Source organism: Bradyrhizobium sp. SPXBL-04 (assembly GCF_051853035.1).
Taxonomy (GTDB): domain Bacteria; phylum Pseudomonadota; class Alphaproteobacteria; order Rhizobiales; family Xanthobacteraceae; genus Bradyrhizobium; species Bradyrhizobium zhanjiangense.
In genome coordinates this window covers 528,005-553,518 of record NZ_CP182472.1, presented here as the reverse complement: position 1 = coordinate 553,518, position 25,514 = coordinate 528,005, and the positions used below count along the sequence as shown (strand labels likewise).

Here is a 25,514-nt window from a genome sequence, read left to right as displayed (position 1 = left end):
AATACCGGCTTTGTGCCGTTGTTGCTTTAAGCAGCTTTCTGACAATGGGTGCAGACGCCCGTGATCTCCACCACGGACAATTTGGGGGCGAAGCCTGAGCTGCGCGCGGCGGCATTGAGATCCTTGGCGAAGGAGGTCGACGGGATCTCGCCGACCAGGCCGCAGCGCTCGCAGATCAGGAACGCGACGGCCGAGGTCGCGTCGTGGTCATGGGCGGCGCAGGCGAGATAGGCATTGCGGCTCTCGATGCGATGCACGAGGCCGTTGGCCATCAAGAAATCGAGGGCACGATAGACCGTGATCGGCGCCGGTCGCGCCATCGACTTGGCGAGCTCGTCAATCACCTCATAGGCGCCGAGTGGACGGTGGCTGGAGAGCAGCGCCCCGAGCACCTGACGGCGTATCGGCGTGAATTTCTGCGCGCGCTGCTCGCAGACCTGTTCGGCATGCGCCAGCGCATCCGCAGTGCAGCGGCCGTGATCGTGGTCAGGCGCGGGGAATGCCGGCTTTGCGAGGGTCATGCGGCCCATCTTCTAGCATTTCGGCGAGGGAACCCAAAGCGCGACACTTCGGATGGCTGTCAGCCATGCTCTCGCTGCGGGACAGCGTCGCATCAATCTGCGCTGGAATAATCATAAGCTTGCTTATTATATTGCAGGCTCATTGGAGATTAAGCTCATGACCCGCGGGTCTGTCGACCAGAACTTCCTGTTCACGCTCGCCGAGCTCTATCGCCTGCTGCGCGTCTATGCCGACAAGGAGGCGTCGCGCTTCGGCATCACTCGCGCGCAATGGGCGGTGCTGGCCAAGGTGGAGCGCAGCGAGGGCATGAAGCAGTCGGAGCTCGCCGAGCTCCTGGAGGTGCAGCCGATCACGCTGACGCGCCTGATCGACAAGCTCTGCGACAATGATTGGATCGAACGCCGCAGCGACGCCTCGGACCGCCGGGTCAAGCGCCTGTACCTGAAGAAGGCCGGCCGGCAGCTGCTCGGCCGGATGAGCGGGCTCCGGTCCGAAATCACCGCCAACGCGCTCGATGGCATCGCCCCGGCTGATGCGCACCGCCTCCTCACCCAACTCGAAACAATCAAGGAAAACGTGCGGAACGCGACCCAGACCAGCGGCGCGGAGCAAGCGCGTAGGGAGCAGCGCTATGGCTGATCAGGTTCTCAAGTTCCAGCCCGAGCAGAAGAGCGACAGCGGCAAGCCGACCAAGAAAGCCGGCAGCGATCCGCGCCGCCGTCTGGTGGCGGGCCTGCGCCGCTATCGCCGCTTCCTGCTTCTGGTCGTCCTGCCTGTCATCGTCGCCATCGGCGGCATCACCTTCTATCTGAACGGCGGCCGCTATGTCGGCACCGACGACGCCTATGTCGGCGCGCAGAAGGTGCTGGTGACGCCCGACATCTCCGGCAAGATCCAGAAGGTGGTCGTGAAAGAAGGTCAGGTCGTCAAGCAAGGCGACGAGCTGTTCGAGATCGACCCCGTTCCCTTCCGCCACGCGGTAGATGAAGCCAAGGCACAGCTTGCCCAGGCCCGCACGACCTACGACAACCTCGTTGCCAACATCAAGATCTATGGCGACATGCTCAACCTTGCCCAACAGGGCGTCGACCTCAAGCAGCGCGACGTCGAGCGCAAGCAGGCGCTGGTGAAGAACAATTACGGCTCCCAGCTCGATCTCGACAACGCGGCGAATGCGTTGGTCACCGCGGGCGCGCAGGCGCAATTCATCAAGCAGCAGCTCTCCAATGCCAAGACGCAATTGCTCGGCGATCCCGCGTTGCCGCTGGAGCAGTTCCCGCCCTACGCGCAGGCGAAAGCCAAGCTGGACGACGCCCAGCGCAACCTCGACCACACCGTGCTGCGCGCGCCGATGGACGGCGTGGCGACGCAGGTCGAGCAGATTCAGCTTGGCCGTTACGTTGCCGCCGGCGCGCCCGTGTTCTCCATCATCGACGTCGCGCATCCCTGGGTCGACGCCAATCCGAAGGAGAGCGACCTCACCTATGTGGCGGAAGGACAGCCGGTCACGCTCGAGGTCGACGCGTTCCCGAACCACGTCTTCAAGGGCAAGATCGGCTCGCTCTCGCCCGGCACCGGCGCGCAATTCGCGATCCTGCCGCCGCAGAACGCCACCGGCAATTTCGTCAAGGTGGTGCAGCGCGTGCCGGTCAGGATCTATTTCGACGAGACCGACAAATACGTGCGGAAGCTGAAGGCCGGCATGAGCGTCTACGCCACCATCGACACCGGCCACCGGCGCTCACTCGCCGGCCTGTTCGGCCTGTCGGCGACAGCGGGCCAGGACAAGGACTAAGGATCCGCCACGATGTCCGGCCCCAACGCCAACCTGATGGTCCCCGGCCTGCGCCGGAACATGGTGACGATCTGCGCCATGACCGCGACCATCATGCAGGCGTTGGACACCACCATCGCCAATGTCGCTTTGCCCTACATGCAGGGCACGCTCTCGGCCTCGCAGGACCAGATCAACTGGGTGCTGACCTCCTACATCGTCGCCGCCGCGATCATGACGGCGCCGGTGGGCTGGATCGCCAACCGCTTCGGCCGCAAGCGCATTTTCATCATCTGCTCGGCCGGCTTCACCATGGCGTCGGTGCTGTGCGGCCTCGCGCAGGACATCAACCAGATGGTGCTGTTCCGCCTGCTGCAAGGCGTGTTCGGCGCCGCCCTGGTGCCGCTGTCGCAATCGGTGATGCTGGATTATTACACGCTCCAGGAACGCGCCAAGGCGATGTCGATCTGGGGCATGGGCGTGATGATGGGCCCGATCATGGGACCGTCGCTGGGCGCCTGGCTCACCGAGACCTATTCCTGGCACTGGGTGTTCTTCGTCAATCTGCCGTTCGGCGCCATCACCGTCCTCGGGCTGATCGTCTTCATGGACGAGACCCGGAAGGATTTCAGCCTCAAATTCGACTGGTTCGGCTTCGCCGCGCTGGCGATCGCGATCGGCGCGCTCCAGCTCGCGCTCGACCGCGGCGAGCAGCTGGGCTGGCTGGAATCCAACGAGATCCTGGCGGAGTTCATCGTCTCCGCCATCGCCTTCTACTTCTTCCTCGCACATTCCTTCACGACTTCGACGCCGTTCATCCGCTTCGCGCTGTTTCGGGATCGCAACTTCGTCACCGGCTGCGTGTTCATGATCGTGATGGGACTCGTGCTGTTCTCGACCATGGCGCTGGCCTCGCCTTACATGCAGAACGTGATCGGCTATCCCATCATCACCGCCGGCCTGCTGCTGGCGAGCCGCGGCTTGGGCACCTTTTTCGCCATGATGCTGGTCGGCCGCATGATGCGCTATTTCGAGGCGCGCACGCTGATCATCACAGGGCTGGCGCTGACTGCAGGCTCGCTGTTCCAGATGACCGGCTGGACCGACCTGACCCAGGTGCCGGAGATCGTCACCGTCAGCGTCATCCAGGGCTTCGGCTTCGGCCTCGTCTTCGTGCCGCTCTCGACCGTGGCGTTCCTGACGCTGTCGAATGATCTGCGCACCGACGGCACCGCGATGCTGACCCTGATGCGCAACGTCGCGAGCTCGGTCGGCATTTCCGTCGTCATCGCCGAGTTGACGCAGGGAACACGGCGGACCTACGCGATCCTCTCCGAGCACATCAACCCGTTCAACCACGCGCTCCAGATGCCCAGCGTCAGCGGCATGATCAATCTCTCCACCGACGCCGGCCGCGCCATGGCCGACAGAATGGTCAGCGTGCAGGCGCAGATCATCGCCTTCGCGCACGATTACCAGCTGGTGATGATCTTCATCCTCTGCACCATCCCGCTCGCTTTGCTGATCGGCTCGACCAAGGCCACACTGCGCAAGCAGGCCGCGGGACCGGAGCACGCGGTGATGGAGTAGGCAGCTATAGTTTCCGCTGTCGTCCTGGACAAGCGAAGCGCAGATCCAGGACCCATTACCCCCGGCGGAAATTTGGCAAAGACTCGCGGTTGCCAGCTCGTGCCACAACCTCTCCCTGGGGTAATGGGTCCTGGCTTTTGCCAGGACGACATCGGATTTGCGGGACGAGTTACCCCAACAACTCCTCGCACCCCAGATCCTCGACCGCCATCATGATCCGCTCCAGATGGTGCCACCAGATCACCGGCGGGATGTTGATGGCCCATTGCCAGACCGGCTTAGTGATGTGCCAGAGCACCGACAAGCGGTAGTCACGATCGAGCGCGCCGCGCGTGTATCCGGTGACGCCGCTTGCGAGCAATGCCTCGTGATAGAGATTGAGCAGGGGGCGCTCGAGCGCCTGCCGGCGCTCCGGAAACCAATGAAGCGCCATCATGTAAGCGAGGTCGTTGGTCGGGACATTGACGCCCCACAGGTCGAAATCGAAGATGCGCACGGTGTCGGCAACGCCAGCGCGCGGCAGGAAAAAATTCCAGGTATGGGCATCGCCATGGGTGATGCTGAGGTTACGGCGCGAATGGTAGCGCTCGGATAGCCGGGCCGACTGGTCGATCAGGCGACGATAGAGGAGCCGGCGTTCTTCGCTGAGGCGATCGCCGAGCAGATCGGCGAACCGGTCGTAATGGCCGGCAAAGGTCTCCATGTGCTGCGCGCTGTCTTCGGGGCTCGCCCAGGTGCCGATCGTGTCGCCGAGATCGGGATGGTCCCACCAGGCCGCATGCCAACGCGCGAGCGTGGTGACGATCGCGACTATTTGCTCGCGCGACGGCGGCAGTGGCCATTGGGTTGCGATCTCATGGCTATCGGTGAGGTCCTCGAGCAGGAGATGCCAGGTCCCGCCCGGCTCGTCGAAACGTCCGTCGAAGCAGCGCGGCACCAACCCCCACGGCATGTTCGGAGCGAGCTTCGTATAGAAGGCCACCTCGTGCCGGCCGCCATCGGCGAGCGTCTTGGCAAAATCGGCATGTGGCGTCTTGAGGATCAGCGATTGCGGCGCGCCGGCCGATTCGCCGACATAGCGCAGTCCAAGGCGGGCAATGTGCGACACCACGGTGTCACGCTGATGCAGCACCTTCACCTCGCGGACTGCGCCAGCGTCCAGCACGCCGCCTCTGCGTAGCGCGGCCGTCAGTCGGGCGGGCTCAATGACCGCCGGCAATTGTGGGGATGTCATAACCACGATGCCCCTGTCCCGCGCCATACTGCACGATCATAACCCCACACACCAGCGGCCGAGTTGATGCCGGGCGTCAAGCAGCGGCGGTCGAGTCCCGTACGGTCCGCACCACCACCGACCGCAGCTGTTCGAGATTGGCCGCCATGCCGGCGATCGCCTGCCTGACCTCTGCGGCGCGCTCGTTCACCGCGGCGGCGTCGCGGCTGACATTGCCGATCTTGGCCGAGACCTCCTGTGCCGCGGACGCCGATTCGGAAATCGACCGCGTGATCTCCCGCGTCGCGGCATCCTGTTCTTCCATCGCGGCGGCAACCGAGGTCGCGACGCCGTCGATCTCGACGATGTGGCCTCCCATGGTCTCGACGGCATCGACCGCGGCCTGCGTCGAGGTCTGGATTTCGGCAATCAGCCGCCCGATCTCCTCGGTGGACTTGGCGGTCTGATCGGACAGGGATTTCACCTCGGCGGCGACCACCGCGAAGCCGCGGCCGGCCTCGCCGGCGCGCGCCGCCTCGATCGTGGCGTTGAGCGCGAGCAGGTTGGTCTGGCCGGCGATGCCGCCGATCAGATCGGAGACCTCGGCGATCTTCTTCACCGAACCGGCCAGCGCCTGGATGGTCGAGCGCGCCTGCTCGCGGCCGGCGACCGCAGATTTGGTAACCGTGCTGGTCCGCGCGACCTGGCTCGCGATCTCGCGGATCGATGCGCTCAGCTCTTCCGCCGCAGCCGAGACGGTCTGCGAGCTGCCGAGGGCCTGGGTGGAGGCCGCGGCGACCGCCTGCGATTGCGCGGAGAGCGAACTTGCGATCTCGGACAGGCTGGTGGCGGCGCGCTCCACGCCATGCGTCGCCGCGCTCGCGGTGTCGACCGACCGGCCGGTCTCGCGCTCGACGGTTTCGGCCATCTGCTGCAGGGCGCCGCGTTTGGCGAGTGCGGCTTCCTGTTCCTGCCGCAACTGCTCCTCGCGCAGGCGGGAATTTTCGACCGCCGCCTGCTTGAACACCAGGAGTGCACCGGCCATCGAGCCGACCTCGTCCCGGCGGTGCGCGAAAGGAATGTCGGCGGCGAGATCGCCGGTCGCGAGCTTCTGCATCGTGTCAGTCATGCGCACGATCGGGCGGACCACGCCGAGTGCAACGCCGAGCAGGCCTGCGGCAATGAAGGCGAGGACAGCGGCGGAGACGCCGAGGAGGATGTAGAGCATCGAGCTGTCGCGATCCGCGGCCAGCTTCTCCATGGCGGCATTCTGCTTGTTGGCGTTCTCGACGATGCTGTCGATGACGGTGCGATGCGCGGTGTAGGCGTCCTTGAGCTGCGCATAGGCGCGCTCAGAAGCGGCCGCGTCCTTGGCCTTGAGGGCCGGCAGGAGCTGGTCGGACGCCTTCCAGAATTTCTGCACCTCGGCATCGGATTTCGACACCAGCGCGGTCTTCAGATCAGCCGAGAGGCTGGAGGAGACCCAGAATGCCTTGCGCTCGTCGTAATCCTTGCGGAGCTGAACCAGGCGCTCGCCATGGGCCGCGAGCTGGTCCGGCTCGCGCATGGCGAGGGTGGCCTCGAGATAGGCTTCGATGACGTATTCCGGCGGCGGCAGGATGTCGGCGATGAGGTCGTTGCCGAGCTTGATGTCGGAATAGAGCGGGCCGCCGACCTTGAGCTCGCGCAGCGCATAGAGACTGGTGGAGACCACGGCCGTGAAACCGAGGGCCAGGACGATGCCGAATGCAATGATCGCAGAAGAAAGCGAAAGACGAATTTTCATGGAACAATCCAATGCCGCACGTCAAAATCCAAATGGATCCTAAACGACTGCGGTAAACACGGGATTGCTACGCGCGGAAATTGCACCGCGCGAACTCCGGGAAACTACGGGAAAACGGTCGGGAGGCTTCCGATATCCCGCTCGGCCGTCGTCCCGGACAAGCGCGCCTCGGGCGCGCACAGATCCGGGACGACGCGGGAGTTAAACGTCGAAGAACACTGTCTCGTCGTCGCCCTGGAGCCGCAGGTCGAGGCGGTAGACCGCCTTGCCGCCCTCGCGCGTCGCAACCAGCGTGGCGCGCCGCTCAGTGGGCACCAGCGCCAGCACGGGATCGGCGGCGTTGCCGGCCTCGTCGCTGAAATAGATGCGAGTATAGAGATGCCTGAGCATGCCGCGCCCGAACACCGCAAGCAGGATGTGCGGCGCCTGCGGCTTGCCCTCGGGATCGGGCACCGCGCCCGGCTTGATGGTGTCGAAGGAATAATTGCCGTCCTTATCCGTGCCGCAGCGGGCAAAACCGCGGAAGCTCGCATTCGGCAGCGCACGCTTATCCTGCGGGTCGGCAAAGCGGCCCTGCGCGTCCGCCTGCCAGATCTCCAGCATGCAATCCGGCACGGCGATGCCGTCGCCGTCGAACACCCGGCCCTCGATGCGGACACGGTCACCCGTGACGTCGGGCGTCAGCGTCGAGTTGGTGAACGCGTCGTTCCAGGCGTATTCGCCGTTTGGCGTCAGCCCGTATTTGAAGAACGGTCCGACGGTTTGCGATGGGGTGATACCGTTTGGCTTCACAGAATCCTGCACTTAATGGTTCTCCATAGGCGTGGCGTTCTGGCCGCGCAGCACGATGTCAAAGCGGTAGCACAGCGCCCATTCGGGCTTTGTGTTCTCGAGATCGAACGAGGAGACCATCCGCGCCCGCGCCTTCTCGTCCGGCACCGAATTGAAGATCGGGTCGAACGGGAATAGCGGATCGTTCGGGAAATACATCTGCGTCACGAGGCGCGTGACGAAGGAATGGCCGAAGACCGACAGGTGGATGTGCGCGGGCCGCCACGCATTGTGATGATTGCCCCAGGGGTAGGCGCCCGGCTTGATGGTGACGAAGCGGTAGTAGCCAGAGGTATCGCTCACGGTGCGGCCGGCGCCCGTAAAATTTGGATCGAGCGGCGCCGGGTGCTGGTCGCGGACATGGACATAGCGGCCGCAGGAATTGGCCTGCCAGATCTCGACCAGCGAGCTCGGCACGCCGCGGCCGTCCTCGTCGCGGACGTGGCCGTGCACGATGATGCGTTCGCCGAGCGGCTCGCCACTGTGCTGACGGGTGAGATCATTGTCGCCCTGGCGCACCGTCTCATGACCATAGACCGGACCGGTCAGCTCCGACAGGGTGTGGCGCATCGGGATCAAAGGCTTGTTCGGCGCGCGCTTGATCGAGCTCTTGTACTCGGGCGACAGCGGCAGCGGATGCGCCTTGTTGCTGTCCGTGGGATAGATGAATGTCATTTGGCGAACTCCTCCCCGGCCATTGTGGACCGGCCGGTCAACGCTTCCGCCAATCATTATAGGATATAACTAATTTGGGGAAGCGGGTTTCGCGGGCTTCCTTTCTTCACCTCGCCCGCAAGCGGGGACGGGTCGGATCGTCCCGGCGATGCGAAGCATCGTCCGGCGCGATCCGGGTAAGGGGGGGTACAGCCCCCTTCGACAAATCGCGTGCAGACCCTCTTCCCGTAAAAACCGGGCGAGGGAGCAAAACTAGATCAACCGCACACCTGATATCGCCGACTTCAGCCAGCGTAGCGCCTGCGGCGGCTGCGCTGCGAGCGGAGCGACGACGGCCTTCTCGGTCCGGCATTTCTCGAGCTCAGCCACGAAGTCGGTCGACCATTGCTGGATGGTGTGGCCGCGCAGCTTCTTCATCATTGCGTCCCAGCGCATCTTGCGTTCGGTGAGCGGCATTGAGGCCGCGACCGCGATCGCGCGCGCCATGCCATCGATGTCGTGCGGATTGACCATCAAGGCGGTGTCGAGCTCATTGGCCGCGCCGGCGAACTTCGACAGTACCAGCACGCCGGGATCGGCCGGGTTTTGCGCGGCGACGTATTCCTTGGCGACGAGGTTCATGCCGTCATGCAGCGGCGTCACCACGCCGATTTGCGCCGTGCGGTAGAGCCCCGCGAGCACGGTCTGGCTAAAACCCTTGTTCAAATAGCGGATTGGCGTCCAGTCCACTTCGCCGTGACGACCGTTGACGTCGGTGACGAGGCGCGCGACCTCGTTCTGGAGATTGCCATAGGCCTCGATGCCACCTCGCGAGGGGTTCGCGATCTGGAGCAGCGAGATGCTGCGCGCAAACTGCGGCTGCTCCGTCCAGAGCCGGTCGAATGCACTGATGCGGTTGACGAGGCCTTTCGAATAGTCGAGGCGGTCGACGCCGATCGCGAGGCGCTCGCCATTGAGGCTGCGCCGCAGCCGCGACACGTCGGGATGCGAGGCCGACTTCGCCGCATATTGCGCGAACTTTTCCGCATCGATGCCGATCGGAAACACTTCACAGCGCGTGCGGCCATGCTGAGAGATCGCAACACCGTCCTCGATGGCGAGGCCGAGCTCGCCGCCGACATAAGCGAGGAAGTTCTGGCAGTCCTCATTGGTCTGGAAACCGAGCAGATCGTAGGCCAGCATCGCCGTGATCAGCTCGCGATGATTGGGCACGCCCTGCACCACCGCGGCGACCGGCCACGGCGTATGAAGAAAGAAACCGATGGGATCGCCGACGCCGAGACTACGCAGTTCTGCGCCGAGCGCCAGGAAGTGATAATCCTGCACCCAGAACGCAGTTTTTGTTTTTCGAAAACGCATCAAGGCGCGCGCCATGAAGGCGTTGACCTCGCGATAGCTGACATAATCTTCGCGCGAGACCCGGATCAGATCGCTGCGCGAATGCAGTGCCGGCCACAACGCTGAATTAGCAAAGCCTTCGTAATAGCCGCCGTAATGTGCCGCCGGCAGATCCAGCGTCGCAATCGCGCCCGAACCCAGTGCTTCGATCTCGGCGAACGGTTCCTTCTGATGGCCATCACGCACGCGGCCTGAAGAACCCACCCAAATGGCCCCCGAATGTTCCACCACCGGCAGCAAGGCCGCCGCGAGGCCGCCCGTCATGGGTTCATTAGGTTTGCCGCGCGCGACGCGATTTGAAACGACAACTAAGTTCACAGGTCGTCCCCTCCTGTTTCATTCCAGCCCGTTTAACTGCCGTTCATCAATATGGTTCCGGATCATCGTTTCAACGAATTGAAACCAAAATCGGGCGTGCGCGTTGGAACTGGCTTCCTTCGCGGAACCCGACGATTCATCAGCTTTTTGCGATTTGTGTAGCGCAGCATGCATTGCGATGCGCAACGATGCTGGCGCGTATTATGTCCGCGAGGTGGCGCTGCCTTTGTTTCACCTCGGATCGAGCAAGCGCGCAAGGAAGGCACGCACATCGCTCGGCGCATCGAAGTGACCATTCACACCCATGGCGCGGCGGCCGACCGAGAAGGCGAGCCCGTCCATATCAGGCATGATCGCGAACACAGTTTCGTCCGTGACGTCGTCACCGATGAACAGAGGACGACGTCCCCTGAACGGCTCATGCTTCATCAATTCGTGCACGCCGCTCGCCTTGGTGAAGCCGGAATGCTTGATCTCGCAGACGAATTTGCCAGGCAGCACCTCGATCGGCGCATTGGGCAGATCGGCGCGGATCAGCGACACGGATTCGTAGATCGCCTTCTCCGCATGCGGCGCAAGGCGGTAATGCAGCGCCAGCGAATAGCCCTTGTCCTCGAGCAGAATTCCCGGGCTGAGTTTGGCGATCGCAGCCAGCCGCCGCTTCAGCTCCTTGTCCAGCGGCGGCGCGTGGACGTCATCGGCTTCACTGTCCACCGACAGCCGCATCTCGGCGCCGTGACCGGCGACGGCGCGAAACACGTCGGGCGCGAAGATCAGGTCGATGTCGTTAAGCGAGCGGCCGCTGACCAGCGCCAGCGCGCCGGAGGTGCGTTCCACCAGACGATTGAGCGTGTCCGACAGCCCCGGCGGCACCCACACCTCGCGCGGCGTCGGCATCAGGTCGAGCAGCGTTCCGTCGATGTCGAGCAGGATCGCGGTCTCGTCCAGATGCGGCACGAGCGCATGCGGCACCGGCACCGTTTCCGGCGTCTCGTCGTCACCAGGGATGGTGAGCTTCTCGTCCAATGCCATTTCCGCAAGTTCCGATTTCATAGTCTACTCCATAAAGGCAAGCGGCCGTGCGATTTGTTCGAGCGATTTGCGCTCTGCCGAGACGGCATAGCGCCACGCCACGATCGCAGCCGCGATCATCAGGAACGCCCCCAGCAGATAGCCGGCGAACACGCTGGTACGTGATCCCGTGTCGATCAGCGCGCCGAATAGTGCCGGCCCGATCACGCCGCCGATGCCGGTGCCGACTGCATAGAACACCGCGATCGCCAGCGCGCGAACCTCCAAGGGAAAGTTCTCGCTGACGGTGAGATAGGCCGCGCTCGCGGCCGGCGAGGCGAAAAAGAAGATTACCATCCAGGCCACGGTCTGCCCCTGCGCGCTGAGCGCGCCGATCGAGAACAGATAGCCTGACAGCGCCAGCAGCAAGCCCGATACGCCATAGGTGAACACGATCATGGTGCGGCGGCCGAGCGTGTCGAACAGGCGGCCGAGCAGCAGCGGACCCAGGAAGTTGCCGGCGGCGAAGGGCAGCAGGTACCAGCCGACATGATCGGCGCTGATGCCGTAGAAATCGGTCAGCACCAGCGCGAAGGTGAAGAAGATGGCGTTGTAGAAGAACGCCTGCGCGCTCATCAGCACGAGGCCGACCAGCGCGCGCTGACGATAGGCAGAGAACAGCGTGTGGACGACCTCGGGGATCGGCGTGTGATCGCGCATCTTCAGACGGATCTTCGCAAAGCGTCCGTCGCTCGTATCCTGGCCTTGTCCGATCACCGAGCATTCGATTTCGTCGACGATGGCATGCGCCTGGTCGGGTCGGCCGTGAATCATCAACCAGCGCGGACTCTCCGGAATCCACATCCGCATCAAGAGCACGACGAGGCCGACGGTCGCCCCGATCAGATAAGCGAGGCGCCAGCCGATGTCGGGACCGATCACGGCTGGATCGAGCAGCATGATGGCCGCCACCGCGCCCATCGCAGCGCCGATCCAGAAGCTGCCGTTGATGATGAGATCGGTCCAGCCGCGATAGCGCGCCGGCACCAGCTCCTGGATGGTCGAATTGATCGCGGTGTATTCGCCGCCGATGCCGGCGCCGGTGAGGAAGCGAAACAGCGCGTAGCTCGCGACATCCCATGACAGAGCAGTCGCAGCCGTCGCCGAGAGATAGAGCGCAAGCGTGATAAAGAACAATTTCTTGCGGCCGATGCGATCGGTGAGCCAACCGAAACCGAGTGCACCCAGCACCGCGCCGGCAAGATAGGCGGAATTGGCGATGCCGAGATCGAGATTGGAGAAATGCAGCGAGGGACTCTGCTTCAGCGCGCCCGAGAGCGCACCGGCCAGCGTCACCTCGAGTCCATCGAGGATCCAGGTGATGCCGAGCGCGAGCACGACGCGCGTGTGAAAGCCGCTCCACGGCAGCGCATCGAGGCGCGAGGGAATGCTGGTCTCGACGACGCGATCCGTCGCCACCGCCGAGATCGCAGATTCATAATTCAGCGCTGGGCTTTGCTGCAATTCCATCGCGTTGTTGTGTCTGATCAATGGAAGCGGCCCCGGTTCACATAGCGTGGACGGGGTCGATCCGATGATGGGGATGCGGCATTCCGCCTGCCACCTGCGACAACGTTTGCGACGAGGCTGGGTTCCCATAGGAACAGCCGCCGAGAACATCCGTTTTCGATGGAGCTGCAAGGAGTTGACGCATGGCTCAGGTCAGAAAGACGACACATTCACGGAAGACAGGCGCGCGCAACACCACGCGCCGCAAGGCCAGCACGACACGCAAGAGGTCAAGCCGCCGCGCAGCGCCGAAGCGATGGTCGCAGCGTGTGACGAAGGAGAGCGACGCGCTCGATCTCAAGCGCGGTGTGTTCAAGCTCAAGGACCCCAAGAAAATCGCAGGCTCCCTGAAGCGTTCGGCCGAGCACAGCGCGCGCCGCAAGGCTGGCGCCTATCGCTCCGCGCTGTCGATGCTGACGTTCTACATCAACCGCGCCGGCAAGACGCTGCCGAAGACGCAGCGCACGCGACTGGAGCGCGCGAAGGTGGAGCTGAAGCGGGCGTTCGGGCGGGAGTGAGTTACAAATTTCCGCTGTCGTCCCGGACAAGCGGAGCCCTGGCAGCGCGAAGCGTTGTCAGGCGCGGAGCGCAGACCCGGGACCCATACTCCGCAGCAATCGTTTTGCGAAGATTCGGAGTTGCCAGCTCGTGCAGCAACGCAATTCGGTGGTTATGGGTCCCGGATCGACGCGCGCTTGAGGGCGCGCTTGTCCGGGACGACTGCGGAGGGTGGTGCAACGGCGGTGCCCTTACGCCGCCCGGATATTTGCCATGAAGCGGTCGAGCTCGGCGCGCAAGCGGGTGCTTTCGCTCGACAGCGTCTTGGCCGAGTTCAGCACCTCTTCCGAGGCCGACCCGGTTTCGGCGGCGCCGCGGTTGACCTCGCCGATATCGGTGGCCGCGGTCTGGGTGCCCTGGGCGACGGTCTGGACGCTGCGGGCGATCTCCTGCGTTGCCGCGCCCTGCTGCTCGACGGCGCTCGCGATCGAGGTCGAGATCGACGAGATCTGGCCGATGGTCGCGCCGATCTCCTTGATTGCGGCGACCGATTCGGCCGTGGCGCCCTGCATGCCGGTAATATGCGAGGAGATTTCATCCGTCGCCTTCGCCGTCTGGCTCGCCAGCGACTTCACCTCGCTCGCAACCACCGCAAAGCCGCGGCCGGCTTCACCGGCGCGCGCCGCCTCGATGGTGGCGTTGAGCGCCAGAAGATTGGTCTGCTCGGCAATCGCCGTGATCAGCTTGACCACCTCGCCGATTTGCTGGGCGGCATGCGACAGTTTGCCGATGCGGCCGTCGGTCTCCTTGGCCTGCACCACGGCGGCCTCGGCAATGCGGCTGGAATCGCGAACCTGGCGGCCGATCTCCTCGACCGAGGCCGACAGCTCTTCGGTCGCGGTCGCGACCGACTGCATGTTGGAGGAGGCCTGCTCGGAGACGCCGGCGACCTGGCTCGACAGGCTCTGCGTGGTCTCGGCGGTGCGGGTCAGCGTGGAGGCGGCCGATTCCAGCTGCACAGCGGAGGCCGAGACGTTGGAGACGATGGCGCCGACCGCGCTCTCGAAATCGTCGGCAAAGCGGATCAGCTCGGCGCGGCGGCTTGCCGCCTGCTCCCGGTTCTGGACTTCGCTGGCGGCGGCATCGCGCTCGGCCTTGGCCACCGCCTGAACCTTGAACTCCTCGACCGCGCCGGCCATCTCGCCGATCTCGTCCTTGCGGCCAAGTCCCGGCAGCACCACGTCGAAATTGCCCGAAGCCAGCTCCCGCATCGCCTTGCACATCGCGATCATCGGACGCGAGATACCATTGCCGAGCATCCAGGCCAGGACGGCACCGACGGCAAGACCGCCGAGCGCCATCATCAGCATTAGCCGCTCGGTCTCCCCGATGGTCGCATTGGCGCTCGCCTCGATGCGCTGCTGGTCGGCGGTGAGGTCCGAACGCAGCTCGGCCGAGAGTTTGAGGATCGACGCGGCCGTCTTGGTCATCTCACCGTTCAGCTTGACGATGACCTTCACGTTCTCGGTCAGCTTCGCGAAAGAGGTGCGGTACTGCTTCAGGAGATTGCCGATCTCGGTGACGCGGTCGGTGATCTTCTGGTCGTTCGCATAGATCGAGACCAGCAAGGTCTCCAGAAACTTGATGCGGGCGATCACGCCATCGGCGGTCTTCGGCTCCGGCTTGGCGACGAAGGCGCTGACCGAGGTGGAAACGGCCAGATATTGCGAGGTGACGTCCTTGGCCGTGGTCTGGACCGATGCAAGCCCCGCCAGCGCAGCCGTGTCGGCGAGATCGTCGAACTTGAAGCGGATCTTGTTGCCGACGCTGTTGAGCTCATCGGCCGCGATCTTGTTGTTCTCGCGGGTCAGGGTGATGATCTCACCGAACACCTTTGTGAAGCGCTGGAATTCGGCCTCGAGCTTACCGACCTGCTCACGGCGGGCGGCCCCGGTCGTGGCGGATATCGACTTGCCGATCGCGCTCCTCAAATTCTCTTCGGCGGCCTTGGCCGCGGTCTCGTCATCCGCCGTGCCGGTCAACGTGTAGGCCCGCGCCAACCCCTGATAGGCGATCAGCTCGCGATCGACGGTCCGCGCGAGGTCGGCTTCCGAGACGCTTGCGCGGTAGGAGCCCACGGCGGCCTGGATCCGCTCGAAGCCGAAATAGGCGAAAGCCATGCTGACGGCGAGGATGGCGAGCACCGCCACGAAGCCAAGGATGATTTTTGCGCGAAACCGTAGCGTTGGCAGCTTCGATTGCTGCGACTTCGACTTGACCGACATTCCCCCACCCCATTCCATTCGCGGAAAACCAGGCGCAGCCGGAAGCAGTCCGCTCCCCGACTCCGCGGCACGTTACGGGGCAAAGGATAAGCTGTGGTAAATTTGTGGCACCGCAACTGGCGGTGAGGTGACGCGGGGATTTCTTAAGGCGGGCTTTCCCGCGCCGCTACAAATTGAAGGCCGGCGCGCAAATCCTCCACCGTCGTCCCGGACAAAGCGGAGCCCTGGCAGCGCGAAGCGTTGTCAGGAGCGGAGCGCAGATCCGGGACCCATACTCCGCAGCAATCGTTTTGCGAAGATTCGGAGTTGCCAGCTCGTGCAGCAACGCAATTCGGTGGTTATGGGTCCCGGATCGACGCGCGCTTGAGGGCGCGCTTGTCCGGGACGACTGCGGAGGGTGGTGCAACGGCGGTGCCCTTACGCCGCCCGGATATTTGCCATGAAGCGGTCGAGCTCGGCGCGCAAGCGGGTGCTTTCGCTCGACAGCGTCTTGGCCGAGTTCAGCACCTCTTCCGAGGCCGACCCGGTTTCGGCGGCGCCGCGGTTGACCTCGCCGATATCGGTGGCCGCGGTCTGGGTGCCCTGGGCGACGGTCTGGACGCTGCGGGCGATCTCCTGCGTTGCCGCGCCCTGCTGCTCGACGGCGCTCGCGATCGAGGTCGAGATCGACGAGATCTGGCCGATGGTCGCGCCGATCTCCTTGATTGCGGCGACCGATTCGGCCGTGGCGCCCTGCATGCCGGTAATATGCGAGGAGATTTCATCCGTCGCCTTCGCCGTCTGGCTCGCCAGCGACTTCACCTCGCTCGCAACCACCGCAAAGCCGCGGCCGGCTTCACCGGCGCGCGCCGCCTCGATGGTGGCGTTGAGCGCCAGAAGATTGGTCTGCTCGGCAATCGCCGTGATCAGCTTGACCACTTCACCGATCTGCTGGGCGGCATGCGACAGCTTGCCGATGCGGCCGTCGGTCTCCTTGGCCTGCACGACGGCGGCCTCGGCAATGCGGCTGGAATCGCGGACTTGGCGGCCGATCTCCTCGACCGAGGCCGAGAGCTCTTCGGTCGCGGTCGCCACCGACTGCATGTTGGAGGAGGCCTGCTCGGAGACGCCGGCGACCTGGCTCGACAGGCTCTGCGTGGTCTCGGCGGTGCGGGTCAGCGTGGAGGCGGCCGATTCCAGCTGCACAGCGGACGCCGAGACGTTGGAGACGATGGCGCCGACCGCGCTCTCGAAATCGTCGGCAAAGCGGATCAGCTCGGCGCGGCGGCTTGCCGCCTGCTCCCGGTTCTGGACCTCGCTGGCGGCGGCATCGCGCTCGGCCTTGGCCACCGCCTGAACCTTGAACTCCTCGACCGCGCCGGCCATCTCGCCGATCTCGTCCTTGCGGCCAAGTCCCGGCAGCACCACGTCGAAATTGCCCGAAGCCAGATCCCGCATCGCCTTGCACATCGCGATCATCGGACGCGACATGCCGGTCCCGAGCAGGAAGGCGAGGACCGCACCGAGCAGCGTGCCGCCGACGGCGAGGATCAGCACCAGTTGCTCGGTCTGTCCGATGGTCGCTTCCGACTCCGCTTCCAGCCGCTGCTGTTCGGCGACGAGGTCCGCCTTCATGGCGGTGGCGCCCTGAAGGATCGCCCCGGCCGAGCCGCTCATTTCGGTCACGAGGTCATCGATCATCTTGGCGTTGGCGATCAGCTTCTCCAGCGCTTGCCGATAGGCTCCCAGCAGCGCCTTGGCGTCCTTCAGCCCGGCGACGATCTTGTCGTCCATGGAATAGACCGCACCGAGCGAGTTATCGACGAATTTCAGCCGCGCCAGCGCGCTTGCCGCGACCGCTTGGTCGGAATTGAGGATGAAATTGCTCGCGGCAGAACTTGCGGTCTGGAACTGGGCATTGACCTGCTTGGTGCCGAACTCGATCGCCTGCGCTTCCGCGTCGGAGGCGTTGTTGCCGATGTCGTCGAGCTTGTATTTCAGGAGATTGGCGTTGCGCTGGAGCTGGTTCTGGACCAGCAGCGCGCTGTCGCGCTTGGCCTGCAAAATCTTGGCAAAGGTCGCGGAGAAGTTGGAAAACTCCTTGGCGAGCTTGTTGAGGCCCTCCTGCCGCGCCGGCTTCTTGGCGCTCTTGATGGCCTGGTCGATCGCGCCCTTCAGGTTGGCTTCCGCCTCCAGCGCCGCCTTGGCGTCGTCCTCCTTGCCGGTCACGACAAAGTAGCGGGCGGCCGAACGATAGCCGAGCAGCTCGCGGTCGATGTTGCGGGCAAGGTCGGCCTCGGAAACGCTGGTGCGGTAGGATCCGACCCCGGAGGAAACCCGCTCGAAGCCGAAATAGGAGAAGGCCATGCTGCCGGCGGAGATCACCAGCACTGCGGCGAAGCCCAGAATGATCTTGGTACGAAATCTGAGGGTCGGAAATAGTGTGCGCTTCGACGGCGATGCGGTACGCCCGGACATTCCAACCCCCAAGATCTGTTCTTGCACGTGCAACGCGGCCTGGAAGCAGCCCCCTCCGGACCGGCGATGAAAATTAGGGCAGAATCGTCAAGGGGCGGTAAATTCGTCCGCCCCTCCTCCGCAACGGCGGCTTGGTGCGGAACACGCGCCCCGCGGACCTGGCCGCCGAGTTGCGACCGGGCGAAAAAGGCCATACTCTTTGGACACTTGTCAGGCACTTGGCATTAGACCGAGCGGGTCCTCGAGGGGAGAAACGGAGTGGGGCAAACCGACTTTCGGTTTGGCGGTGCGTCTGGCGTTGCTGTCGCGAAGTCGAAGGCCGCGGGCGCCGAGCAAGCCGTTGCCGACCTCGCCGGCCAGCTCCCATCCGACGAGCTGGCGCTCATTCTGCTCTTCGTCTCCCCGAGCTACGATCCACACCAATTCATCGCCGAGATCAGCCGACAATTTGACGGGGTCCCGGTCTGCGGTTGCACCACTGCCGGCGAGCTTGCCCCCGACGGCTGGGACGAGAACAGCGTCGTCGCTCTCGCGTTCAGCCGAGCCGACTTCTCGGCCGTGGTGCGCCCCATCCTCAATCTCGACAGTTTTCACGTCGAGGACGGCCGCAGGATCGGCGCCGAGCTTCGGCAGGAGCTGCTGCGGGTGTCCTCCCAGGTCGAGCGCGGAAATCCGTTCGGTCTGGTCCTGATCGACGGCCTGTGCCGCCGGGAAGAAGCGGTGATGTCCGCGATCTATGCCTCGCTGGACGACATTCCGATCGTCGGTGGATCTGCGGGCGACGGGATGCGCTTCGAGAGGACCTGGGTGTTCCTCGACGGCAAGGCGTACACGAATGCCGCTCTCCTGATCCTCTTGAGCACGTCGCTGCCGTTCCGGGTGTTCAAATGTGACAATTTCGAACCGCGGCTGCAGAAGATGGTGGTCACCGAGGCCGACATCGAGAATCGAACGGTCAGGGAACTGAACGCCGAGCCCGCGGCCCAGGAATATTCCCGCGTCGTCGGGATCATGGACGCCAAGCTCGATCCGTTCTCGTTCGCCTCGCATCCGGTTCTGGTCCGCGTCGGCGGCTCCTACTACGCCCGGTCGATCCAGCGCGTCGAACCGGACGGCTCGCTGCACTTCTTTTGCGCCATCGACGAGGGCATGGTGCTGACGGCGGCGACATCGCGCAGCCTCGTCGGCACGACGCGCGAGGCCTTCGCGGAAACGCGCGACCAGATCGGCGAGGTCTCGCTCTATATCGGTTTCGAGTGCCTGTTGCGCCGGCTCGACGCCGAGCAGCACCAGCTCGCCCGCGACATGTCCGAGCTCTACCACCAGAATCGCGTGGTCGGTTTTCATACCTACGGCGAACAGTTCGGCTCGATGCATGTGAACCAGACGTTCACGGGCGTCGCCATCGGCAGGCGCTCCTCGTGACCGGGCTATGGCAGGATGCCGAAACGGTCGAACAGCTGCAGCGGGAAACCGCGAAGCTGAGGAAGATCAATGCCGCGCTGATGTCCCGCGTCGAACGCTCGATGGACCAGCAGCTCAATGCCTTCTCGTTGTTCGAGACAGCCATCGCGCTCGACCGCCAGGTTCGAGACCGGACGCACCAGTTGCGCGAGGCGCTGCATTCGATCGAACGCGCCAATGAGGGTCTGTATCGCGCCAAGCAGCAGGCCGAGGCCGCAAGCTCGCTCAAATCGTCCGTTCTGATCTCGGTCACCCACGACCTGTTACAGCCGCTGAACGCGGCGCGCCTGACGCTCTCAGCGCTGGCCGAGATGATGGAGACGCAGGAGGCCGGTCTGCTGATCGACCAGGTCGACCGCTCGCTGGTGACGCTGGAGGACCTGTTGCGGTCGTTGCTGGAGATCGCCAAGCTCGACGCCGGCGCGCTCAGGCCCGACGTGCGTCCGTTGGCGCTCGCGCCGCTGTTCGAGCAGCTCCGCAACGAATTCGCGCCGATCGCCGCACGGCAAGGCCTGACCTTGCGGATCCGCAACTCGCCGCTCGCGGTGTCGTCGGACGTGATGATGCTCCGGCGCATCCTGCAAAATCTGCTTGCCAATGCCATCCGCTACACCCGCAGCGGCGGCGTCGTAATGGGATGCAGGCGCCGGAACAACCGCATCTGCGTCCAGGTCTCCGACACCGGACCGGGAATTGCGCAGGCGCAACAGGAGGCAATCTTTCGCGAATTCCAGCGCGGTGAGGCCAGCGCAACCGACCAGGCCGGGTTCGGGCTCGGTCTCTCCATCGTTCGCCGCTTCGCGACGGTGCTCGGACATGCGGTGCAGCTGTCGTCGCAGGTCGGCAAAGGATCGACGTTCGTCCTGGAGCTCGAGCCGGCCGATCTTGCCGAGGTCAGCGACGAGGTGCACGAGACCAAGCTCGCCGAACATCAATATGGCGGCCTCGAAGGCGCCAAGATCCTGCTGGTCGAGAACGATCCATCCGGCTCCGAGGCCATGGCCGCCTTGCTGGAAGGCTGGGGCTGCGATGTCGCGACCACGCGATCGGCTACGGAAGCGCTGCTGCGTCTCAGCGAGCTGGGCGGCGCGCCCGACGCGGTCATCGCCGATCTTCATCTCGATCACGGCGAAAGCGGATTGTCGGCGATAGCCGACATCCGGCAGCAACTGAAGCTCGACGTGCCCGCGATGATCATCACCGCCGACTACTCCGAGAAGGCCGCCAAGCAAGCGAGCCTCTCCGGCCTCGAAGTGTTGAAGAAGCCGGTCAAGCCTGCCGAGATGCGCGCGCTGCTGTCGTTCTTGCTGAGCTAGCTGGTGCGACGGTCACACAAAATATCGAAAAACAACCCCATGCACAGTAGCGGTAACAAATTACATTCCGCCAAGACATTGATTCTTAAATAAAATAACCGACAGGAACGACCGCCAATCGATGGGACGGGACGGAAGAAATTCGCGTCACTGCTGATCCGGTTGGGCACGCTCGCGCCTCAGCGTAGTGCCCTCGCCTGCCAGCGTCGCGAAATCGATCTGCGACATTTCGACGATCGCCTTGGTGCGGCTCAGCACGTTCAGCTTGCGCAGGATGTCCGAGACATGGACCTTCACGGTGGTCTCGGAAATCTTCAGCTCATAGGCGATCTGCTTGTTCTGCAGGCCGCGCTTGAGCATGTCGAGGACCCGCAATTGCTGCGGCGTCAGGTCATGCAGCCGTTTCAGCAGGTCATGCGCGGGACTTGGGGCCCGCCGCGGCCGGAGTGCGCGATAGGCGTCGGGAATACAGACGAGACCCTGCAGCGCCTCGCCGATCGACTGGGCAAGCTCCTGCTTGGACGAGGATTTGAAGATGTAGCCGGCCACCCCGAGCGACAAGGCGCCGGAGATGATGCGTGGATCCTGATGCCCCGACACGATGACGACGGGAACCTTCGGGAATGCCTTGCGGATGCGAATGACGCCCGAGAGGCCGGTCGTGCCCGGCATCGACAAATCGAGGAGGAGGAGATCGAGCTCGGCGCCCGCGCACAGCTGTTCGAGCGCGCCGTCGATCGACGTCGCCTGCAGGATCTCGGCCCCGGGCGCCACCATTTGCAGCGCGCCTTCGAGCGCCTCACGAAACAACGGATGGTCTTCGACAATCAGAAATCGCATCACGCGTGAGCCATTCCCAAATCGTTGCCGGGTTCGAGCTTGAACCGAGCATGTATCAGCCGGCCCGCGCCGGGTTGATCCAGGTCAAGAACGGCGGCGCGGATCATTGCGGCCTCCCACGATCGACCCTCGCATAGGGCCGGCTCCTGGGATCGGGCAGGTCCATCTTGCCGATTTCGATGATCGCCTTATTGCGGCTGAACAGTCCGAGCTTGCGCAGGATCTCGGTGATGTGCGCTTTCACTGTGGATTCGGCAAGCTGTAGCTCCTGCGCGATCTGCCGGTTCGGATAACCGCGGCGAAGCAGGTCCAGCACCCGAAGCTGCTGCGGCGTGAGCTCGCGGAGCTTGACCACGAGGGCCTTGCTGGTCTCGGCTTTTCGCCGCGGCGGCGTCTGCACGAAATCCCGGGGCACCGATACCGATCCGGACAGCACGCCCTCGATCGACTGGGCCAGCTCGCGCTTCGACGTCGACTTCGGGAGATAGCCGGCCGCGCCGAGCGCCAGCGCTTCGCGGACCACATGCTGGTCCTCCTCGCTCGATACGATGGCGACCGGCAGGCGCGGATAGGTTTCGCGCAAGCGGAGAAAGCCGGAGAAGCCGGTCGCATCCGGCAGCGACAGATCGAGCAGCGCGAGGTCGATCCCCTGTTCGGCCGACAGGATGTGCAGGGCGTCCTCGATCGACATTGCCTCCAGGATGCGGGCCTCCGGCAAGGCGAGCCGCACTGCATTGCCCAGAGCTTCGCGAAACAGCGGATGATCGTCGATGATCAGGAAGCTGGCCATGGCGCCTTCCAAAGGATCCACCGCACGCGCGGCGGCAGCGCACCCATCCTGCGCCGGTCCGGCGTCGGAAAGATGCATGATGGACGCTACCACATCTTCCCGATCCCGTCCGGTCAAGGCCGTTCAGTCGTTCGATTCGACCTGGACGGTCAGCAGGAAGGAATAAATGCTGTCGAACTGGTCGTCGGTGTAGACCTCCTTCCAGGCCGGCATGCCCTTGGCGGGACGTCCCTCGTGCACGGTCTTCCAGAACGTGTCGCGCATGTCGTCGCCGTAGCGGTGACGCAAGAGCCGCAGATCGATCTTCCGTTCACTCTGGATGGCGTCGGGGCCATGGCAATGCGCGCAAGTACCGTTGAAGATCTCCTTGCCCGCGCCGATGGTCTCCGCATTCGGCGCAGATGCATCGCCCTTGATCTCGGTTGCCACCACATTTGCGACCTGCCTCACGCTCGGCCCAGGGCCCGCTCCTGTCGTGGTTCCCGCCGGCACAGCCTGGGCCGCGCCAAAGCGGACAGGCTGTCCGGCCGGCAAGCCGTATTTCACCGCGAGATCGGCGATTGTGCTCTGAAGCGTCGGCAGGATCGCATCGACCCGATCGCGCAGCTCGGTCGAACCCTTCGCAAAGCCGATGGCGGCATCCCATGACAGGCCTTCGCCTTCGGTGAGCCGGATTTGATAGCGGTCATGATAGGCGGTCATGTTCAACCAGCCGGCGACGGGCCCCCAGATAAAGGCGACGTCGGCCCTGCCCTGATCGAGCGCCTGCATGGCCTCCTCGGGCGAGAGCACGGTCACCTTCTGGATGTCGTCACGTGTCGCAAGGAGGTTTTGTGGTGTGCTGGCGTACTGGACAGCGATGCGCTTGCCCCTGAGGTCGTCCACGCCGCCGATCGCCTGACCTTTCGCCGCGACCAGGGCGTAGCCTTCCTTCGCAAAGGTGCTGGAGAAGATCACGGCAGGTCCCATGAAATCCTCGGAGCGTGGCAAGCCGATCATGGCGTCGCATTGCTTGCCCAGCAGCGTGACCCTCACGGTGCGCTTGCCGAAATAGGATTTGTACCAATCGTAAGTGATCGGTTGGCCGAGCGCCTGCGCCAGCGCCTGGCCAATTTCGACATAGAAGCCCGGCCGCGACGGATTATCGCTCGAGAACGGCAGATTGGTCGGATCGGCGCACAGACGGAACGGCTTCGCCTCGTCTGCGTGAGCGGTTGCGGCCGACGCAATCAGCGCGGACGCGGCGGCCCATGCGAGCAGTCCCGCGATGGTGCGAAGTCCGCTGTTGCCATTTCCTGGATTGATCGGACGCATCCTCATCTCCGGCAGGTGGGAATTGTTGGACCAAGCGTGGCAACACAGGATCTGGCCCGAGATCTGGCCGATGCCGTCGCCGCGCGATGTCGAGAAAGCGCGCGCGTATCCCGTTCCTCCGGGATACGCGCGCGAGTCGTCACTGGACGGAGAACACGAAGAGCGAACCGCCCTCGGGGGCTGCGGCCGTCATCTTCTTCCCAACCTCGCCCAGGAACGCGGGCAATGCAGCCGTGCGGCCGACGACGATGGCGACGTACTGCTTGCCGTCGACACTGTAGGTCACCGGGCCCGCACCGATACCGGAGCCGAGATTCTTGCTCCACAGCACCTTGCCAGACTTCGCATCGATGGCGCGGAAGTCACCATGGATGTTACCGGCGAACACGAGGCCGCCGCCGGTGGTCAGCGTGCCGCCGTTGAACGGCAGATCTTCCTTGATCGACCAGACCTTCTTCTGGGCGATGGGATCCCAGGCCACGAGCTCGCCGAGGAAGCCGCCGGGGCCTTCCTTGGTCGGAAATTCGGCGCCGAGATAGAACACGCCGCGCTTGTAGGCGACGTCGGACACCGACCAGTCCATGCAGACATTGTTCGAGGGGATGTAGACAAGCCCGGTCTGCGGATTGAACGACATCGGCTGCCAGTTCTTGCCGCCAATCAGGTTCGGACAGATGTCCTTGGCGGGATGGCCCGGCCCCGGACGCTTGTCCGGATCTTCGACCGCCCGCATGGTGTTGACGTCCCACTTCTTCGCCCAGTTGGAGAAGACGTATTTCTCCGCCGAGACCACCTTGCCGGTCTCACGGTTGGCGACGAAGAAGTAGCCGTTGCGATCCGCCTTCATCAGCGCCGGCACCGTGCTGCCGCCGATCTTGAGATCCGCGAGCACGGCTTCGTTGACGCCGTCATAGTCCCAGGCATCGGCCGGCGTGGTCTGGATGTGCCACTTGATCTTGCCGGTGTTGGGATCGAGCGCGAGCGTCGAGGCGGTGTAGAGATTGGTCAGCTTGCCGAAATTGCCGTCGCCGGTCGAACGAACGCCGGTGTTCCACGGACCGGGATTGCTGGTGCCCCAATAGACGGTGTCGCTCTTGGGATCGTAGGAGCCGACCAGCCAGGCCGCACCGCCGCCATGCTGGGCGGAATCGCCCTTCCAGGTGTCGCCGCCGGGCTCATCCGGACTGGGAACCGTAAAGGTCTGCCACAATTGCTTGCCGCTGTTGATGTCGAAGGCCTGGAGCGAACCGCGCACGCCGTACTCGCCGCCGCCGAAGCCGGTGATGACCTTGTCGCGCACCACCAGCGGCGGCGAGGTGATGACCGAACCCTGCTTGTAATCGACGACCTTCGTCGTCCACAGCGCCTTGCCGGTCGCGGCATCGAGCGCCGTCAGCTTGCCATCGAGCCGGCCGACGAAGATCTTTCCGTCCGCATAGGAGACGCCGCGGTTGTTCACGTCGCAGCAGGCATATTGCAGCACGTCATCGGGAATTTCGGGCTCCCAGGTCCATTTGCGCGCACCGGTCGCGGCATCGAGCGCATAGACGTATTTCGGGCCCCAGGAGCTCGAGACGTACAGCGTGTTGCCGACGACGATCGGCGAGGCTTCGTTCGAGCGCAACGACGCCAGCGAGAACGAATAGGCGAGCGTCAGCTTGCCGGCGTTCTCGGTATTGATCTGCTTGAGCGGGCTGTAACGCGTATTGCCGTAGTCGTGGCCGGCAACGGCCCACTGGTTCGAATCGGACTGTGCCTTGATCAGCGAGTCGTTGGCACGGACGCCTGATGTGCCGGCGGCCAGCATCGCAACCATCGAAATACCAGCCAAAAAACCCTTCGTTCCAAAGGTCATGTATTCCC

General features: G+C 64.1%; 20 protein-coding genes. 6 read left to right on the top strand and 14 right to left on the bottom strand.

Features of this window, described 5'->3' with window-relative positions:
- Positions 1 to 26: 26 nt before the first annotated feature.
- Positions 27 to 521, bottom strand: a complete 495-nt coding sequence (locus ACNJX8_RS02560; protein ID WP_439359454.1) for a Fur family transcriptional regulator — start codon at positions 519 to 521, stop codon at positions 27 to 29.
- A 157-nt stretch (positions 522 to 678) separates the two neighbouring features.
- On the opposite strand from ACNJX8_RS02560, the gene ACNJX8_RS02555 reads away from it, so the two are divergent.
- Genes ACNJX8_RS02555 through ACNJX8_RS02545 form a run of 3 tightly spaced genes read left to right on the top strand, consistent with a single transcriptional unit; the run spans position 679 to position 3,886 of the window.
- Entirely contained in the window at positions 679 to 1,161 is a 483-nt protein-coding gene (locus ACNJX8_RS02555; protein ID WP_091896610.1) for a MarR family winged helix-turn-helix transcriptional regulator, read from the top strand.
- Positions 1,154 to 2,317 (top strand): HlyD family secretion protein, encoded by a 1,164-nt coding sequence (locus ACNJX8_RS02550; RefSeq protein ID WP_439359452.1) that lies wholly within the window; start codon positions 1,154 to 1,156, stop codon positions 2,315 to 2,317. The genes ACNJX8_RS02555 and ACNJX8_RS02550 overlap by 8 nt, the downstream gene beginning before the upstream one ends.
- A gap of 12 nt (positions 2,318 to 2,329) precedes the next feature.
- Positions 2,330 to 3,886, top strand: coding sequence for an MDR family MFS transporter (locus ACNJX8_RS02545; RefSeq protein ID WP_439359450.1), 1,557 nt, complete (start codon positions 2,330 to 2,332; stop codon positions 3,884 to 3,886).
- 169 nt (positions 3,887 to 4,055) lie between these two features.
- On the opposite strand, the gene ACNJX8_RS02540 is transcribed toward ACNJX8_RS02545, so the two are convergent.
- The 7 genes from ACNJX8_RS02540 to ACNJX8_RS02510 form a co-directional block, all read right to left on the bottom strand.
- Positions 4,056 to 5,147 carry a phosphotransferase gene (locus ACNJX8_RS02540; RefSeq protein ID WP_439359449.1) on the bottom strand — a complete coding sequence of 364 codons (1,092 nt, stop codon included), beginning with the start codon at positions 5,145 to 5,147 and terminating at the stop codon, positions 4,056 to 4,058.
- Between the two features lie 49 nt (positions 5,148 to 5,196).
- Entirely contained in the window at positions 5,197 to 6,885 is a 1,689-nt protein-coding gene (locus tag ACNJX8_RS02535; RefSeq protein ID WP_439359448.1) for a methyl-accepting chemotaxis protein, read from the bottom strand.
- 201 nt (positions 6,886 to 7,086) lie between these two features.
- On the bottom strand, positions 7,087 to 7,689 hold the full coding sequence (gene pcaG, locus ACNJX8_RS02530; protein ID WP_128930763.1) for a protocatechuate 3,4-dioxygenase subunit alpha: 603 nt from the start codon (positions 7,687 to 7,689) through the stop codon (positions 7,087 to 7,089).
- Complete coding sequence (gene pcaH / locus ACNJX8_RS02525) at positions 7,690 to 8,391, bottom strand: protocatechuate 3,4-dioxygenase subunit beta (RefSeq protein ID WP_439359447.1); 702 nt, start codon at positions 8,389 to 8,391, stop codon at positions 7,690 to 7,692.
- A 252-nt stretch (positions 8,392 to 8,643) separates the two neighbouring features.
- Positions 8,644 to 10,107: a trehalose-6-phosphate synthase gene (locus ACNJX8_RS02520; RefSeq protein WP_128930761.1), complete on the bottom strand. Its 1,464-nt coding sequence runs from the start codon at positions 10,105 to 10,107 to the stop codon at positions 8,644 to 8,646.
- A gap of 231 nt (positions 10,108 to 10,338) precedes the next feature.
- On the bottom strand, positions 10,339 to 11,160 hold the full coding sequence (gene otsB / locus ACNJX8_RS02515) for a trehalose-phosphatase (protein WP_128940946.1): 822 nt from the start codon (positions 11,158 to 11,160) through the stop codon (positions 10,339 to 10,341).
- Positions 11,161 to 11,163: 3 nt separating this feature from the next.
- Positions 11,164 to 12,648, bottom strand: a complete 1,485-nt coding sequence (locus tag ACNJX8_RS02510; RefSeq protein WP_439362057.1) for an MFS transporter — start codon at positions 12,646 to 12,648, stop codon at positions 11,164 to 11,166.
- Positions 12,649 to 12,830: 182 nt separating this feature from the next.
- Here ACNJX8_RS02510 and ACNJX8_RS02505 point away from each other — a divergent pair, with 182 nt between their 5' ends.
- The gene (locus ACNJX8_RS02505; protein WP_439359446.1) at positions 12,831 to 13,205 is read left to right on the top strand and encodes a DUF3175 domain-containing protein; all 375 of its coding nucleotides are present in this window, start codon (positions 12,831 to 12,833) and stop codon (positions 13,203 to 13,205) included.
- A gap of 231 nt (positions 13,206 to 13,436) precedes the next feature.
- On the opposite strand, the gene ACNJX8_RS02500 is transcribed toward ACNJX8_RS02505, so the two are convergent.
- Both ACNJX8_RS02500 and ACNJX8_RS02495 read right to left on the bottom strand, forming a co-directional pair.
- Positions 13,437 to 15,470 carry a methyl-accepting chemotaxis protein gene (locus ACNJX8_RS02500; RefSeq protein WP_128940948.1) on the bottom strand — a complete coding sequence of 678 codons (2,034 nt, stop codon included), beginning with the start codon at positions 15,468 to 15,470 and terminating at the stop codon, positions 13,437 to 13,439.
- A 417-nt stretch (positions 15,471 to 15,887) separates the two neighbouring features.
- Positions 15,888 to 17,927: a methyl-accepting chemotaxis protein gene (locus tag ACNJX8_RS02495; RefSeq protein ID WP_439359445.1), complete on the bottom strand. Its 2,040-nt coding sequence runs from the start codon at positions 17,925 to 17,927 to the stop codon at positions 15,888 to 15,890.
- 258 nt (positions 17,928 to 18,185) lie between these two features.
- Here ACNJX8_RS02495 and ACNJX8_RS02490 point away from each other — a divergent pair, with 258 nt between their 5' ends.
- Together ACNJX8_RS02490 and ACNJX8_RS02485 are read left to right on the top strand one after the other, a co-directional pair.
- On the top strand, positions 18,186 to 19,352 hold the full coding sequence (locus ACNJX8_RS02490; protein WP_439359444.1) for an FIST N-terminal domain-containing protein: 1,167 nt from the start codon (positions 18,186 to 18,188) through the stop codon (positions 19,350 to 19,352).
- Positions 19,349 to 20,707: a hybrid sensor histidine kinase/response regulator gene (locus ACNJX8_RS02485; RefSeq protein WP_439359443.1), complete on the top strand. Its 1,359-nt coding sequence runs from the start codon at positions 19,349 to 19,351 to the stop codon at positions 20,705 to 20,707. The genes ACNJX8_RS02490 and ACNJX8_RS02485 overlap by 4 nt, the downstream gene beginning before the upstream one ends.
- Positions 20,708 to 20,854: 147 nt before the next feature.
- Here the strand turns inward: ACNJX8_RS02485 and ACNJX8_RS02480 are convergent, their stop codons facing one another.
- The 4 genes from ACNJX8_RS02480 to ACNJX8_RS02465 form a co-directional block, all read right to left on the bottom strand.
- Complete coding sequence (locus ACNJX8_RS02480; protein ID WP_439359442.1) at positions 20,855 to 21,547, bottom strand: response regulator; 693 nt, start codon at positions 21,545 to 21,547, stop codon at positions 20,855 to 20,857.
- 103 nt (positions 21,548 to 21,650) lie between these two features.
- Entirely contained in the window at positions 21,651 to 22,337 is a 687-nt protein-coding gene (locus tag ACNJX8_RS02475) for a response regulator (RefSeq protein WP_439359441.1), read from the bottom strand.
- 123 nt (positions 22,338 to 22,460) lie between these two features.
- Positions 22,461 to 23,651 (bottom strand): c-type cytochrome, encoded by a 1,191-nt coding sequence (locus ACNJX8_RS02470; protein WP_439359440.1) that lies wholly within the window; start codon positions 23,649 to 23,651, stop codon positions 22,461 to 22,463.
- Between the two features lie 139 nt (positions 23,652 to 23,790).
- Positions 23,791 to 25,506 carry a PQQ-dependent methanol/ethanol family dehydrogenase gene (locus ACNJX8_RS02465; RefSeq protein WP_439359439.1) on the bottom strand — a complete coding sequence of 572 codons (1,716 nt, stop codon included), beginning with the start codon at positions 25,504 to 25,506 and terminating at the stop codon, positions 23,791 to 23,793.
- Positions 25,507 to 25,514: the final 8 nt, after the last annotated feature.

Coding starts and splice junctions, on each gene's coding strand:
- ACNJX8_RS02560 (WP_439359454.1), bottom strand. CDS start 521: ATGACCCTCGCAAAGCCGGCATTCCCCGCGCCTGACCACGATCACGGC.
- ACNJX8_RS02555 (WP_091896610.1), top strand. CDS start 679: ATGACCCGCGGGTCTGTCGACCAGAACTTCCTGTTCACGCTCGCCGAG.
- ACNJX8_RS02550 (WP_439359452.1), top strand. CDS start 1,154: ATGGCTGATCAGGTTCTCAAGTTCCAGCCCGAGCAGAAGAGCGACAGC.
- ACNJX8_RS02545 (WP_439359450.1), top strand. CDS start 2,330: ATGTCCGGCCCCAACGCCAACCTGATGGTCCCCGGCCTGCGCCGGAAC.
- ACNJX8_RS02540 (WP_439359449.1), bottom strand. CDS start 5,147: ATGGCGCGGGACAGGGGCATCGTGGTTATGACATCCCCACAATTGCCG.
- ACNJX8_RS02535 (WP_439359448.1), bottom strand. CDS start 6,885: ATGAAAATTCGTCTTTCGCTTTCTTCTGCGATCATTGCATTCGGCATC.
- pcaH (WP_439359447.1), bottom strand. CDS start 8,391: ATGACATTCATCTATCCCACGGACAGCAACAAGGCGCATCCGCTGCCG.
- otsB (WP_128940946.1), bottom strand. CDS start 11,160: ATGAAATCGGAACTTGCGGAAATGGCATTGGACGAGAAGCTCACCATC.
- ACNJX8_RS02510 (WP_439362057.1), bottom strand. CDS start 12,648: ATGGAATTGCAGCAAAGCCCAGCGCTGAATTATGAATCTGCGATCTCG.
- ACNJX8_RS02505 (WP_439359446.1), top strand. CDS start 12,831: ATGGCTCAGGTCAGAAAGACGACACATTCACGGAAGACAGGCGCGCGC.
- ACNJX8_RS02500 (WP_128940948.1), bottom strand. CDS start 15,470: ATGTCGGTCAAGTCGAAGTCGCAGCAATCGAAGCTGCCAACGCTACGG.
- ACNJX8_RS02495 (WP_439359445.1), bottom strand. CDS start 17,927: ATGTCCGGGCGTACCGCATCGCCGTCGAAGCGCACACTATTTCCGACC.
- ACNJX8_RS02480 (WP_439359442.1), bottom strand. CDS start 21,547: ATGCGATTTCTGATTGTCGAAGACCATCCGTTGTTTCGTGAGGCGCTC.
- ACNJX8_RS02475 (WP_439359441.1), bottom strand. CDS start 22,337: ATGGCCAGCTTCCTGATCATCGACGATCATCCGCTGTTTCGCGAAGCT.
- ACNJX8_RS02470 (WP_439359440.1), bottom strand. CDS start 23,651: ATGCGTCCGATCAATCCAGGAAATGGCAACAGCGGACTTCGCACCATC.
- ACNJX8_RS02465 (WP_439359439.1), bottom strand. CDS start 25,506: ATGACCTTTGGAACGAAGGGTTTTTTGGCTGGTATTTCGATGGTTGCG.